Annotated in this window: 12 protein-coding genes; 8 read left to right on the forward strand and 4 right to left on the reverse strand. The window is 61.3% G+C overall.

The features are described 5' to 3' along the window. Positions 1-12 precede the first annotated feature (12 nt). The 6 genes from AC02Y0_RS14655 to AC02Y0_RS14680 all read left to right on the forward strand — a co-directional run bounded on the left by AC02Y0_RS14655 (position 13) and on the right by AC02Y0_RS14680 (position 6,502). A complete protein-coding gene (locus tag AC02Y0_RS14655) occupies positions 13-2,256 on the forward strand; it encodes a xanthine dehydrogenase family protein molybdopterin-binding subunit (RefSeq protein ID WP_476379604.1) in 2,244 nt (747 codons plus the stop codon). Next, positions 2,253-2,627 carry a c-type cytochrome gene (locus AC02Y0_RS14660; RefSeq protein WP_476379606.1) on the forward strand — a complete coding sequence of 125 codons (375 nt, stop codon included), beginning with the start codon at positions 2,253-2,255 and terminating at the stop codon, positions 2,625-2,627. The genes AC02Y0_RS14655 and AC02Y0_RS14660 overlap by 4 nt, the downstream gene beginning before the upstream one ends. A gap of 180 nt (positions 2,628-2,807) precedes the next feature. Next, positions 2,808-3,995, forward strand: coding sequence for an MFS transporter (locus AC02Y0_RS14665; RefSeq protein ID WP_476379608.1), 1,188 nt, complete (start codon positions 2,808-2,810; stop codon positions 3,993-3,995). Further along, the gene (locus tag AC02Y0_RS14670; protein ID WP_476379610.1) at positions 3,992-4,441 is read left to right on the forward strand and encodes a cyclophilin-like fold protein; all 450 of its coding nucleotides are present in this window, start codon (positions 3,992-3,994) and stop codon (positions 4,439-4,441) included. Before AC02Y0_RS14665 ends, AC02Y0_RS14670 begins: the two co-directional genes overlap by 4 nt. Positions 4,442-4,464: 23 nt before the next feature. Next, complete coding sequence (locus AC02Y0_RS14675; RefSeq protein WP_476379612.1) at positions 4,465-5,481, forward strand: zinc-dependent alcohol dehydrogenase family protein; 1,017 nt, start codon at positions 4,465-4,467, stop codon at positions 5,479-5,481. Between the two features lie 112 nt (positions 5,482-5,593). Continuing rightward, positions 5,594-6,502, forward strand: a complete 909-nt coding sequence (locus AC02Y0_RS14680; protein WP_476379613.1) for an XdhC family protein — start codon at positions 5,594-5,596, stop codon at positions 6,500-6,502. Between the two features lie 132 nt (positions 6,503-6,634). On the opposite strand, the gene AC02Y0_RS14685 is transcribed toward AC02Y0_RS14680, so the two are convergent. Continuing rightward, entirely contained in the window at positions 6,635-7,039 is a 405-nt protein-coding gene (locus AC02Y0_RS14685; RefSeq protein ID WP_476379614.1) for a (R)-mandelonitrile lyase, read from the reverse strand. Positions 7,040-7,134: 95 nt separating this feature from the next. Between AC02Y0_RS14685 and AC02Y0_RS14690 the strand changes: the two genes are divergently transcribed. Both AC02Y0_RS14690 and AC02Y0_RS14695 read left to right on the forward strand, forming a co-directional pair. Then, positions 7,135-7,272 (forward strand): hypothetical protein, encoded by a 138-nt coding sequence (locus AC02Y0_RS14690; RefSeq protein ID WP_476379615.1) that lies wholly within the window; start codon positions 7,135-7,137, stop codon positions 7,270-7,272. Between the two features lie 78 nt (positions 7,273-7,350). Further along, a complete protein-coding gene (locus tag AC02Y0_RS14695; protein WP_476379616.1) occupies positions 7,351-8,439 on the forward strand; it encodes an alpha/beta hydrolase in 1,089 nt (362 codons plus the stop codon). A 210-nt stretch (positions 8,440-8,649) separates the two neighbouring features. Here AC02Y0_RS14695 and AC02Y0_RS14700 read toward each other — a convergent pair whose 3' ends face one another. Genes AC02Y0_RS14700 through AC02Y0_RS14710 form a run of 3 tightly spaced genes read right to left on the reverse strand, consistent with a single transcriptional unit; the run spans position 8,650 to position 12,774 of the window. Next, positions 8,650-9,453 (reverse strand): inositol monophosphatase family protein, encoded by an 804-nt coding sequence (locus tag AC02Y0_RS14700; protein WP_476379617.1) that lies wholly within the window; start codon positions 9,451-9,453, stop codon positions 8,650-8,652. A 34-nt stretch (positions 9,454-9,487) separates the two neighbouring features. Beyond that, a complete protein-coding gene (locus tag AC02Y0_RS14705; RefSeq protein WP_476379618.1) occupies positions 9,488-10,546 on the reverse strand; it encodes an ABC transporter ATP-binding protein in 1,059 nt (352 codons plus the stop codon). Next, positions 10,543-12,774, reverse strand: coding sequence for an ABC transporter permease (locus tag AC02Y0_RS14710; protein ID WP_476379619.1), 2,232 nt, complete (start codon positions 12,772-12,774; stop codon positions 10,543-10,545). Before AC02Y0_RS14710 ends, AC02Y0_RS14705 begins: the two co-directional genes overlap by 4 nt. Positions 12,775-12,783 lie beyond the last annotated feature (9 nt).

The following is a 12,783-nucleotide window of genomic DNA, read 5'->3' on the forward strand; positions in this document are numbered from 1 at the left end:
GGAGGGATCACGATGAACCAGATTCATATCGATACACCCGCAAACACTGCCAGTGATGACAAGCCATTCAAGATCTCGCGTCGCGGCTTCCTCGGCACGGTTGCCGGTGCGCTTGTTCTCGGCGTGACGGTACCCGGCGCAATCCGCCCCGTGATGGCTCAGGCCGCCGCAACTGTCACCCCCGGGACCCGCGTCCCGGCCTTTATCGAGATCCGGCCCGACAGCACGGTGTTCTTCCGCAGCGCCTTCATCGAAGGTGGTCAGGGCATCTTCACGGCGATGGCACAGATCGTTGGCGAAGAACTCGATGTCGACCCCGCCAATTTCGTGGTCGAGGCAGCACCGCCCGGCCCGGACTACGGCCTGATCGGCGGCTTCCGCTTTACCGGCGGCAGCTTCTCTGTCCGCTCGAGCTACGACATCATGCGCAAGCTTGGCGCGTCTGCGCGTGGCATGCTGCTTCAGGCCGCCGCAGAGCGACTGTCGGTCCCGGTTGCAGAGCTTTCGACCGAACCAGGTCGCGTGGTGCATGCCGCTTCGGGTCGCAGTGTCGCCTATGGCGAAATCGCCGAGGCCGCCGCAGGTCTGTCTGTTCCAGAAACGGTTACACTCCGCGCATCCAAGGACTTCCGCTGGATCGGAAAACCGGTCGAACGGCTGGACATCAGAGCGAAGGCGACGGGCAAGGCCCAGTATGCGATCGACACTAAGGTCGACGGCATGCTCTTTGCGGCCGTCCAGCACAGCCCGCGGCTCGGTCAGGAACCCGGCACGATGACGAACGAGGCCGAGATCAAGGCCCGGACAGGCGTCCATTCGGTGCACACGCTTCCCGGAGCCGTCGCCGTCGTCGCCGATAGTTGGTGGCGCGCGCGCATGGCCGTCGAAGCACTACAGGTTTCCTGGAATGAAGCCGCTTCCGGGACAGCGCATGCCATGCTCGCTGACTTCTCCAGCACCGGCCATATGGAAAAGTTGAAGGCAACGACCGGGGACGGCGTGACCTTTGAGGAAGAAGGGGATACCGCTGCCGCCCTTTCGTCGGCAGCGATGGTTGTCGAAGCAACATATGACGCGCCACACCTCGCCCATGGTCAGTTGGAGCCGCCCTCGGCCGTCGCCCGCTGGAATGAGGACGGGACGCTCGAACTCTGGATTCCCAACCAGGCGCCGGAAATGTTCCAGGGCGATGCCGCCAAGGTCGCCGGTATTGCGCCGGAGAAGGTCATCATCCACTCGCCGATGCTGGGTGGATTTTTCGGTCGCCACTTCCTCTACCAGAGCGCCAATCCCTATCCGCAGGCGATCCTGCTTTCAAAGGCGGTCGGTCGTCCTATCAAGCTGGTCTGGAGCCGCGAGGAGGAGTTTCTGCGCGACACGCTCCGTCCGATGGCAGCAGTCCGCTTCCGCGCGGGTCTGGACCAGGACGGCAATCCGACGGCGTTCTCGGCGGTGGCCGTCGGTGAAGGTGCCACGGGACGCTGGTATGGCCGCCAGCCCGACAAGGTCGACAGTTCGGCGGTCGAGGGCATCGCCGGCAAGGTCTATGCGATCCCCAACAAGCGGATTGCCCAGATCCATGTCGACGATCCCGCGATCATCGGCTTCTGGCGCTCGGTCGGCCATTCGATGAACGACTTCTTCTCGGAGACCTTCTTCGACGAAATGGCGGATGCCGGAGCCAAGGATCCCTATGAACTGCGTCTTGCGCTCCTCAAGAACAGTCCGCGCCATCTGACGCTGCTGCAGGCGGTGGCCGAGCTATCCGGCGGCTGGAAGCGGGGTCCCTTTGCAGCCGAGGATGGAACCCGCCGCGCCCGGGGCGTGGCTATGGCCTCGCCCTTCGGCAGCGAAGTGGCAACGATCGCGGAAGTCTCGCTGTCGGATGGCCAGGTCGTGGTGCACGACGTCTGGGTCGCAATCGACCCCGGCACCGTGGTCAACCCGCGGGTGATCGAGCATCAGGTCAACTCGGCCGTGGCACTCGGGGTCTCCTCCGCACTTCTGGAAGAAGTCGTCTATGTCGACGGCCTTCCCCAGGCTCGCAACTACGACGGCTATCAGATCCTGACGCCGGACCGCATGCCGAGAGTGCATGTCCGCATCATCGAAAGCGGCGCACCGATCGGCGGCATTGGTGAGCCCGGTCTTCCGGGCGTGCCTCCCGCCATCGCCAATGCCGTGGCCGTCCTTGCCACAGCACGACCGCGCAGCCTGCCGCTGTCGAAGACGACATTCCAGGAGAAGCAGGGATGATACAGAGTACTTTCAAGCATATCGCCGCCGCAGTCATCGCCACCGTCCTGCTGGCCCTTCAGGCTCATGCACAGGATGCAGCGGACGGACAGAGGCTGTTCCAGCAGCGCTGCGGCACTTGTCATCAGGTGGACAGTACGCGCAACGGCGTCGGCCCCCATCTGCAGGGCGTGATCGGCAGGGTAGCGGGGAGCCTGGAAGGCTTCCGCTATTCGCCTGCAATGCAAAGCTCGGGTATCACCTGGGATGCGACCCAGCTCGATACCTTCCTTACCAATCCGGCCGGGTTGGTAAGGGGAACGCGGATGACCCAACGCTTCGCCAAGGCCGACGAACGCAAGGCAATCATCGACTTCCTCGCCACGCGCTGACCCATGCGCACCAAATCCCACAACGCGATCTCCCGCCCTGAACCACAAGGCGGAAGATCTTCATTGATGGTCTCCATCGATAAATGCATGCGAGCCAGCCCGGCTAATCGACCCAATTGAAACTGGCTACAAGGGACGCGAGGGAGGGCATGTCGCCGCTTTCGAAGGATGATGTAGACCATGGCCGAGCTGACCTATCGCGACACATTGAAATTACCGGCAGCCTGGGGTGCCGTCGGCTCCATGGCACTGACTGTTTCCGTGCTCATCGCCTCGGAATTCATGCCCGTCAGCCTGCTGACACCAATCGCCCGCGATCTGGCCATGCTCGAGGGCCAGGCTGGACAGGCGATCTCGATTTCCGGGTTCTTCGCCGTCGTCACCAGCCTGTTCGTTGCACGGCTGACGGCAGGCATCGATCGCAAGACGGTTCTCACTTGGTTTTCCGTACTGCTGGTGCTTTCCGCCGTGGTGGTGACCTTTGCCCCGAACTACTGGATCCTCATGGCAGGTCGTGCGCTGCTTGGTATTGCGATTGGCGGCTTCTGGTCCATGTCCACGGCCATCGTCATGCGGCTCCTGCCGACTGATCAGGTGCCCAAAGGCCTGGCCGCACTGAATGCCGGCAACGCCATCGCCGCGACGATATCCGCGCCGCTTGGCAGCTTCCTTGGTGAGTTGATCGGCTGGCGCGGCGCCTTTTTCCTCGTGGTGCCGCTGGCTCTGGTCGCTCTTGCCTGGCAGTGGATGACCATGCCCGATCTTCCGGCAGAGGACGAGAAGCGGACGGCCAACGTCTTCCGCTTGCTGGCTCGCCGTCAGGTCGCACTCGGCATGACGGCCATCCTGCTGCTGTTCATGGGCCAGTTCGCACTCTTCACCTATCTCAGACCATACCTGGAGAGCGCCTCGGGGTTCGATGTGGCATCGCTCTCTCTTGTGATGCTGCTGATGGGACTGGCGGGCGTGGCCGGAACCTGGAGCATCAGCCGCCTGCTGCCGCACTGGCTCTATGCGCTCGCGATCGGCATGCCGCTGACGATGGCCCTCCTTGCCGTCGGGCTTGTGGCGGCTTCAAGTTCGTCACTTGCAGTGACGCTCCTCCTGGGTGCCTGGGGCTTCGTCGGCACGGCCGCTCCCGTCGCCTGGGGGACTTGGCTCGCCCAGGTTTTGAGCGACGACGCCGAAGCCGGTGGCGGTCTGCAGGTTGCTGTCATCCAGTTCGCCATCACGCTCGGTGCTGCACTCGGCGGCCTGCTGTTCGATCATGTCGGCTGGTGGAGTTCATTTCTCTTTGCGGCATTCTTGCTCGCTGGCTCATCGTTGGCCGCTTGGGCCGCGCGCTCCAACTGGGAGAACGCAAAATGAGCAGGGATCATCGACTGACCCGCAGAACACTGCTCCTGACCGGGGCACTGAGCCCCATCCTCCCTCACGTCACCCATGCGCAGGACCGCAACCTGATGAAGATACATTTCAGCTTCAGCGACCAGGATTTCACTGCCACATTATACGACAGCGTATCGGCGCGCGATTTCGCGTCCATGCTGCCACTCGACGTCGAGGTGTCGGATTATTCGACGAACGAGAAGATTGCCTACCTTCCGCGCAAGCTCAATCCTGAGGCACGGGGTCCGTTCCCCAATCCCGCAATTGGCGACATCTGCTACTACGTGCCCTGGGGTAATCTCGTTCTCTATCACGGGGACTATTCGTCGATCCGCGATCTCGTTCGCCTCGGACGCATCGATGGTGGTGTGGAACCCATCCTCACGCGCGGCACCTATCCGATGCGCATCACCCGTATTTCCTGACAACCGGCGAAAGGACAAGACCCATGCTGGCCACCATACTCCATGGCAAAGGCGACATCCGCTGCGAAGAGGTCGCTGAACCCACGATCCTTAAGCCGACCGATGCCATCATCAAGCTTGCGGCTTCCTGCGTCTGCGGCTCCGATCTCTGGCCCTATCGGGGCCTGCAGCCGATGAATGGGCCCGCCAACATGGGCCATGAGTATTGCGGTGTCGTCGTCGAGGTCGGCGAGGCCGTGAAGACGATCAAGCCCGGCCAATTCGTCGTCGGCTCGTTTTGCCTTTCGGACAACACCTGCCCGCATTGTCGCTTCGGTTTCCAGTCCTCCTGCGAGCAACGGGAGTTCATGACGGGGGCGCAGGCGCCTTACGCCCGCGTCCCGCTCGCCGACGGCACACTGGTCGCGACCCTGCACATGCCCGATGAGGATCTGATCCCCAGCCTGCTGGCCGTTTCGGACGTTCTCGGCACCGGCTGGTATGCCGCCGATGCAGCCCGCGTTTCGGAAGGCTCGACAGCCGTCGTCGTTGGCGATGGGGCCGTCGGCTTGATGGGTGTTCTTGCCGCCAAGCAGATGGGGGCCGAACGGATCATCGCCATGAGCCGCCACAAGAGCCGCCAGGATCTGGCGCTCGAATTCGGTGCCACGCACATCGTTTCCGAACGCGGAGATGACGGCGTGAAGCGGATCAAGGAGATCACGAACGGGGTCGGCGCCGAATCCGTGCTTGAATGTGTCGGCACGCAGGAATCCATGTCCCAGGCGATCAGTTCCGCCCGCCCAGGCGGCCATATCGGCTTCGTCGGAGTTCCCCATGGAGTCCAGATCGCCGGTCAGGACCTGTTCTTCGCCCAGAAGAGCCTGATGGGCGGCCCTGCCCCCGTCCGCCGCTTCCTACCCTATCTCATGGAGCTGGTGCTCAAGCGGGAGATCAATCCGGGCCGTGTCTTCGACCTCGAAATCCCGCTCTCCGATGTCGCAGAAGGCTACCGTGCCATGGATGAAAGGCGGGCGGTCAAGGCCCTGCTGCGACTGTAACGGCTGCTGCCTGCGCTGTTTGCAAAGACAATCGGACTCCACTCATCAGCGTTGCCGGAAATGATTTCCGGTGGCGGGAATGTACCTTTATCAAGCGTGACTTGGCTCAAAAATGCTCATCCATCCACACAAGGCGTTCGACAGCGATGATCCGCAGGAGCTATTAGGCTTTGCCCTGGAGGTCTCGCGGACACATCCCTGTGCGCTGGCAACCCTGGTCGATATCAAGGGCGGCGCGGCCAGATCGCTGGGATCACACATCGTGGTCGCAGCCGACGGACGTTATGCCGGATACGTCTCGGGAGGATGTGTGGAAGCGGCGATTGCCGCAGAAGCCCTCCTCGCGATCCAAGATCGGAAAGACAAGCTCGTCAGCTTTGGCAAAGACTCGCCCTTCAAGGATATCGTCTTGCCATGCGGCGGCAGCATCACCGTTGCCATTCATGTGTTGAAGGATGTTGCAAGTTTGCAATCGGCTGTCATCCGTCTCAGCGAGCGGCATCCTGCGGCTCTTTCCTATGACCCGAACGCGGAAAGCCTTACCCACTCGGACCTTGTGCAAGAGACTGGGTGGAAGGACGACATCTTTACCACCGTCTATCATCCACAGATCCGAACACTTGTGTCGGGTGGATCCTCCGAAGTCGCTCGCTTCACCGCCTTGATGAGAGCCGCAGAGATGGAGGCCATCACTGTTCCGGACAGATTTCAGAGCGCGGATGTGAAACAATTGGTCGACGGCTATACGGCGATCGTCCTGATGCATCATGACGTGGACAAGGAAATGGGACTCCTGACGGTCGCTCTGGAAAGCGACGCGTTCTACATCGGCGCACTTGGCAGCAGACGGACGCATGAGAGACGCATCCTTCGTCTTCGTGAGCTTGGCTACGAACAAGCCGTGATCGACCGCATCAAGGCTCGCATCGGGATGTTTGGCCCAGCCCGCCATGCGACCTCACTGGCAATTTCCATACTGGCGGACGTGGCGGTTGCCCGCGAGAAGACACTCGGCCATTAAGGCCAAGCATCCGTCTCACATGTCGCTGAGACAAAAGCTGCGTGGCTAGCATGTGCGTAGCAGACCTCCTTGATATCATGCTCCTAGGCGAGAGCATCTCCTTCCCATGGCGGGTCTTCAAGATCCGTAGAGTTACGTTGATGACGCTGAATAGTCAGCGTCGCTGACCTGCTCCAGCCAGTCGACCGCCTTTCCGTCCAGGCTCTCCTGTATGGCGATGTGCACCATCGCGGTCCCGGGGGCCGCGCCATGCCAGTGCTTTTCTCCAGGTTCAAACCAGACGACATCTCCGGGGCGGATCTCTTCAACCGGTCCGCCCTCGCGCTGCGCGCGGCCGACGCCGGAAATCACAATAATGATCTGCCCCAGGGGATGCGTATGCCAGGCGGTCCGCGCACCCGGTTCGAATGTGACGGTGTTGCCCGCTGCCGAAGCTGGTTCCCGGACTGGGAACAGGGGATCGATCCTGACTGCACCGGTGAACCAATCCGATGGTCCCTTCACGGAAGCCTGACTACCAGCTCTGCGAATGTCCATAAGTATTCCTTTTGCGATCATGAGGTGCTGCGATTGACGCAGAATGCCATGCGACGACGCAAATGATTAGTTCTCATTCAGGCTGACGCCTATCGATGCAGACCATGAGCCAGGGATGCGAACGCGGCTGGGATCCTCACGTTGTTCTCCCAACAGACATCGGCAAGGACGATTGCGAGGTGGATTTCATGAGCGCCCGACGATTGATCGACCAGACCGATAAGTTCAAGTGAGATGCGGGGACTTATGTTCGAGACGGTAAGCGCGCACTTGAGGGTCGTGAAATCAACCTCAATCCGGAGACCCCCGACATGAACAGCAATGTACCCACCACGCAGAACGGAAATGATCAGTTGGACCTTGCACGTCGCGACCTCCTGAAGGTTGCCTCTGTCGGGGCAATTGCATCCGCTCTCATCCCCTATGCCTCGGCCGCATCGGCTCAGACCGAAGACGTCTGGGACAAGGTCTTCCCGAAGAGCGACAGCGTTGACCACCGAAAGGTGCGCTTCACGAACCGCTACGGCATTGAACTGGCAGGCGATGTCTACATGCCAAAGAGCCGCGGAACCAGCATGCCCGCGATCGTCGTCGGAGGTCCCTTCGGCGCTGTCAAGGAACAGTCTTCGGGCCTCTACGCACAGGTGATGGCGGAGCGCGGCTTCGTGACGGTCGCCTTCGACGGATCCTTTACCGGCGAAAGCGGAGGCCAGCCCCGCAACATCGCGTCGCCTGATATCAACACCGAAGACTTCAGCGCGGCGGTCGACTTCATCGGAAAACTGCCCGACGTCGACCAGGAGCGCATCGGCATGATCGGTGTCTGCGGCTGGGGTGGCATGGCTCTCAATGCAGCAGCCGTAGACAAGCGTGTGAAGGCCGTGGTTGCCAGCACCATGTATGACATGACCCGCGTCATGTCGAAGGGCTACAACGACGTCGTCACGCTTGAACAGCGGACCCAAAGCCTAGAGCAGATGAGCCGGCAGCGCTCTGCCGATGCGAAGGCCGGCAGCCCGGAATACATGAAGGACTACAACGTCCTCAAAGGCGGCGAGCCGCAGTTCCTGGTCGACTACCACGACTACTACATGACACCGCGCGGCTACCACAAACGCGCAGTCAACTCGGGCAACGGCTGGTCACTGACCACACCCTTGTCCTTCATGAACATGCCGATACTCTCCTATATCGCCGAGATCTCGCCGCGACCGCTGCTGCTCGTGCATGGCGAGAATGCCCATTCGCGCTACTTCAGCGAAACGGCGTATGCGGCAGCGGCTGAACCGAAGGAACTGCTGATCATGCCCGGCGCAAGCCACGTTGATTTGTATGACAAGGTGGAGATCATCCCCTTCGACAGGTTCGAGGCGTTTTTCGAACAGCATCTGGGCGCTTAACGGCAAGCAGTGCATGCGGAGGAACTTTCACCTCCGCATGCTGTTTCAGAGGCGGTGATCTAGGTACGGACGAGTGTGCACTGACGTAGTGCAGCCCTCTAAAGCCAACCGACCGACGCTTGGATCCCTGCACCACGAGCCACAGAGCAACACCGCTATAGTCAACGTCGGCGCAGTTGTCCGCAACTCGTCATCGGGACCCCGGAGGCGTCAAAGATTGCCCAGGTGAAGCTGCACTAGTTCATCATAGCAGGACTGGTTTGCGGCAAGAACCGGATGTCCGTTCAGGAACTCGGGACCGCTTGCGGGAAAGGCAAGGGTCTTGCCGCCGGCTTCGCGGACGAGGCAGAAACCAGCCATGCAGTCCCACGCTCGCATATGCGGTTCGTAATACCCAACCAAGCGGCCTGCTGCGACATAGGCCAGCATCAGCGCACCGGACCCGTTGCGGATGAAATTACCGCCCTGCTCCATGAGGCCTGCGATGATCGCTCCGACGCGTTCGGGTGTAACGTAGTTGTTGCAGCCTATCCCCGTCATTGCATTCTGCAGATTGCGGGTGGGATCGAGGCGCAGGGACTTGCCATTCAGCGTCGCACCGAAACCGAGCGCCGAGGCGTAAAGCTCATCCGAGCAGGGCACGTGGATCACGCCCACGACAGGCTCCCCATCCCGGACGACCGCGACGGAAACACACCAGGTCGGCATGCCGTTGACGAAGGGAGCGGTGCCGTCGATCGGGTCGACAACCCAGGTGAAGCCGGAGGAGCCTTCGTCGTGGCCGAACTCCTCGCCTAAGAAGCCGTCATTGGCGTAGATTTCGGCGACGCGTTCCTTGAGGAAGGTCTCGACGTTGCGGTCGGCGATGGAAACCACATCCTGTAGGTCGCGCTTCGTTTCGATCACCAGCGTGTCGCGCCGGTTGAAATAGTCGAGCGCCAGGGCGCCCGCTTGCGCTGCCAGCGTCTTGGCGAGGGCAAAACGCGCTGCGAGTGCCGTATCATTCATTGTCATTCTCTTCTTCCTTGGTCTTCTTTTAAAAAAATCTTCAGCCGCTGATGACGGCAATGCCACGGTTCTTGAACGCCAATGTGACGTCGCTCGTGGCGGCATGAGCATGATCAACGTCGTGATCTATGACAAAGAGCGTGCCGACATCGGTCTCGACCTCATATTCGACATGACCGCCGAGATAGGCGGAGTGCAGGACGCGGCCCCTCAGGCCCTCTGCGCCGGCAGAGTCGATCCGGATGGCACCGGGCCGCACGGCGAGTTTGGCAGGGCCCCGGCCCGCCTTGGACTGCAGGCGATGCTCGAGATTGCTGACACGCACCAAGACTTGGCCGCCCTCCGATTGGACCACTTCACAGGGCAGCACATTCGCCTCCCCCATGAAGTCGGCAATGAAGGGCGAGGCCGGCGCTTCGTAGAGTTCGCGCGGTGCCCCTGACTGGGCGATCTCGCCATCCTTCATCACGATGATCCGGTCGGAGACGGCAAGCGCCTCGTCCTGGTCATGGGTGACATAGACGGCTGTGAAGCCCAGGCGTTGCTGGAGATCGCGGATCTCCGTGCGGACGCGGCGGCGCAGACGTGCATCGAGGTTGGAGAGCGGCTCGTCGAGCAACAGGACCTGAGGTTCGAGAACCAAGGCGCGCGCGACGGCCACGCGCTGCTGCTGGCCGCCGGACAGTTCTGCCGGAAGGCGATGGCCCATGCCGGCGAGGCCGACGAGCTTGAGGCCTTCCTCGGCCTTCTCACGCGCCTCGTTCTTGCCCAATCCTGACGATTGAAGGCCGTAGGCGACGTTTTCGAGCGAGGTCATATGTGGAAAGAGCGCATAGGACTGGAAGACCATGGACACGTCGCGTTCGTTGGCCGGCAGCATGGTCACATCCTTGCCACCGATCAGGATCTTTCCAGACGTCGGGTGCTCCAGACCCGCCAGCATGCGCAGCGTCGTCGTCTTGCCGCAGCCGGAGGGGCCAAGCAGGGTCACCAAAGTACCGGGCTCGATGGTGAGTGAAAGTTCATGAATGGCGGTGAAGGCGCCGAAAGTCTTGCGAACATTCTGGAATGTGACGGATCCGGCTTTGACGGTGATCATGCGGTTTTCTCCTGACCGAGAGGAACGGGACTGTTGTTGCCGAGACCGGCGATACGGTTTTCGCGACGCAGCTTGCGTTCGCCGACAAGGAGCTGGAACCCACCGATGACAGTGATCATCACGACGATCAGCATCGAGGAATAGGCGATCGCCACACCGTATTCGCCATTCTCGACAAGGCCGACGATGTAGGAGGTCGCCATGTTGTGTTCGGCGCTGACGAGGAAGATGACCGCACTGATCGAGGTGATGGCTCGCACGAAGGAGTAGACGAGTGCGGCGGTGATCGCTGGACGCAAAAGCGGCAGGATAATCTTGCGCACCGTGCGGAAGCTGTCGGCTCGAAGCGTGAGAGAGGCTTCATCCAGGCTCTTGTCGAGCTGGCTCATCGCTGCGATCCCGCCGCGGACACCAACCGGCATGTTGCGGAAGACAAAGCAGGCGATGAGGATCAGGGCAGAGCCGGTCATTTCGAGCGGTGGCAGGTTGAAGGCCATGATGTAGCTGACGCCGATGACCGTGCCGGGGATGGCAAAGCTCATCATCAGCGCAAACTCGAAGAGGTTCCGACCGGCGAACTTCTGCCGGACGATGATGTAGGCGGTCAGAAGTCCGACGGCTGCGGTCAACGGCGCGGAGATCAGCGAAATCTCCATAGTCGTCCAGAAGGAATTCCAGGCCACGCCCGTCCAGGCGATCGAGCCGTTCTGGATGCTGACCGAAAACGCGCGGGCGTAGTGTTCGAGGGTCAGCGTGTTGTCGAGGCCCCAGGTGGTGACGAAGCCGCCCACGAGGATCATGCCGTAGATGACGACCGTGAAGATCATCCACGGGATGACGAGAGCATGTACGCCAATCGAGATACCGCGCGGCAGGGCAATATGGGCGCCGCTGTCGCCCTTGCCGGTGACGGTTGCGAAGTTCTTCCCCGACAGCCAAAGACGCTGGGCAAGAAAGGCCGACAGCGTGAAGAAGAGGAGGACCAGCGCCAGCACCGCGGCGCGCGACGGATCGTTCTGCGAGCCGACAACGGCGAAGAAGATTTCGGTCGAGAGCACACCATTGCTGCCGCCGAGCACCAGCGGATTGCCGAAATCGGCCATGCTTTCGATGAAGCCGATCAGGAAGGCATTGGCGAGGCCCGGCTTCATGAGAGGCAGCGAAACGCGCCAGAAGGTGCGCCAGCGATCGGCTCTCAGCGTCTGCGAAGCCTCTTCCATCGATGGGCTGACGCCCTCGACGACACCGATGAGGACAAGAAACGATATCGGTGTGAAGGACAGGACCTGAGCGATCCAGATACCGGTCAGGCCATAAAGCCAGCGGCCAGGCTCGATGCCGAACAGGCTGGACAGGGTCTCGGTAACTACACCAGCGCGACCGAACAGCAGCACGAGGGCAAGGCCAATGACAAAGGGCGGAGTGATGATCGGCAGGACGGTGAGAAGGCGCAGGCCCTTCTTGAACGGGAAGCGGGTGCGGGTCGCCACGAGTGCGAAGGCAAGGCCCAGCAATGTGGAGGCGGACGCCGTCATGATGGCGAGCGTGAAGGTGCGCCAGGCGACGCCGCAGCGGCCCTCACCCACTAGGCAGCTCAGGCTCCAGATGCCCGGATCCTGCAGGTTGCGGATGAAGCCATCCGGCTTGAAGGAACCGTCGAAATCCTGGACGGCCGCCACCAGCATGCTGCCGATCGGATAGAAGACGAAGACGAAGACGAGGAAGACAAGGAGCGAGATCGACCCGACGACGAAGGCATCGCCCTTCATCACGCCGCGTTCGACCAGACCGAAGGCGAACATCAGGACGAAAACGATTGCCATAGTGACGGCACCGGCACCCATCGAGGGTTGCCCGTCGGACAGTGCTCCGAAAAGCGTTTCGCTGATCCCCCAGGTCCAGCCGGAGAAGCCGACCGCCAATCCCTGCAGGCAGAGATAGACGAGGCCTGCCGCACCTGCTGCCGCAAAAAACGCACCACGGCGCATCGGGTCGGCAATGAAACGTGCTGTGAAACCGAGACCGAAGAAGAGCACGACACCGAGAAGCCAAAGGCGCCCGTGAACCACCAACTGCAGAACGCCTGGCGCAGTGCTCTCCGTGAAGGGAAAGTCGCCGAGCCAATCAAGGCCGAAGAAGCCGGATTCCAGCCTGTACCAGGGAAGTAGAATGAAGGACGCGGCTCCAAAGGCCAGCAACAGGTCCAGTCTGCGGTTGCCATGTCTCATGGTCGACCT

The organism is Allorhizobium sp. nf9_anc (assembly GCF_056323085.1).

Bases quoted from the DNA above. Each gene is read 5' to 3' on its own strand.
- AC02Y0_RS14655 (WP_476379604.1), top strand. From the start codon at position 13: ATGAACCAGATTCATATCGATACACCCGCAAACACTGCCAGTGATGAC.
- AC02Y0_RS14660 (WP_476379606.1), top strand. From the start codon at position 2,253: ATGATACAGAGTACTTTCAAGCATATCGCCGCCGCAGTCATCGCCACC.
- AC02Y0_RS14665 (WP_476379608.1), top strand. From the start codon at position 2,808: ATGGCCGAGCTGACCTATCGCGACACATTGAAATTACCGGCAGCCTGG.
- AC02Y0_RS14670 (WP_476379610.1), top strand. From the start codon at position 3,992: ATGAGCAGGGATCATCGACTGACCCGCAGAACACTGCTCCTGACCGGG.
- AC02Y0_RS14675 (WP_476379612.1), top strand. From the start codon at position 4,465: ATGCTGGCCACCATACTCCATGGCAAAGGCGACATCCGCTGCGAAGAG.
- AC02Y0_RS14680 (WP_476379613.1), top strand. From the start codon at position 5,594: ATGCTCATCCATCCACACAAGGCGTTCGACAGCGATGATCCGCAGGAG.
- AC02Y0_RS14685 (WP_476379614.1), bottom strand. From the start codon at position 7,039: ATGGACATTCGCAGAGCTGGTAGTCAGGCTTCCGTGAAGGGACCATCG.
- AC02Y0_RS14690 (WP_476379615.1), top strand. From the start codon at position 7,135: ATGCAGACCATGAGCCAGGGATGCGAACGCGGCTGGGATCCTCACGTT.
- AC02Y0_RS14695 (WP_476379616.1), top strand. From the start codon at position 7,351: ATGAACAGCAATGTACCCACCACGCAGAACGGAAATGATCAGTTGGAC.
- AC02Y0_RS14700 (WP_476379617.1), bottom strand. From the start codon at position 9,453: ATGACAATGAATGATACGGCACTCGCAGCGCGTTTTGCCCTCGCCAAG.
- AC02Y0_RS14705 (WP_476379618.1), bottom strand. From the start codon at position 10,546: ATGATCACCGTCAAAGCCGGATCCGTCACATTCCAGAATGTTCGCAAG.
- AC02Y0_RS14710 (WP_476379619.1), bottom strand. From the start codon at position 12,774: ATGAGACATGGCAACCGCAGACTGGACCTGTTGCTGGCCTTTGGAGCC.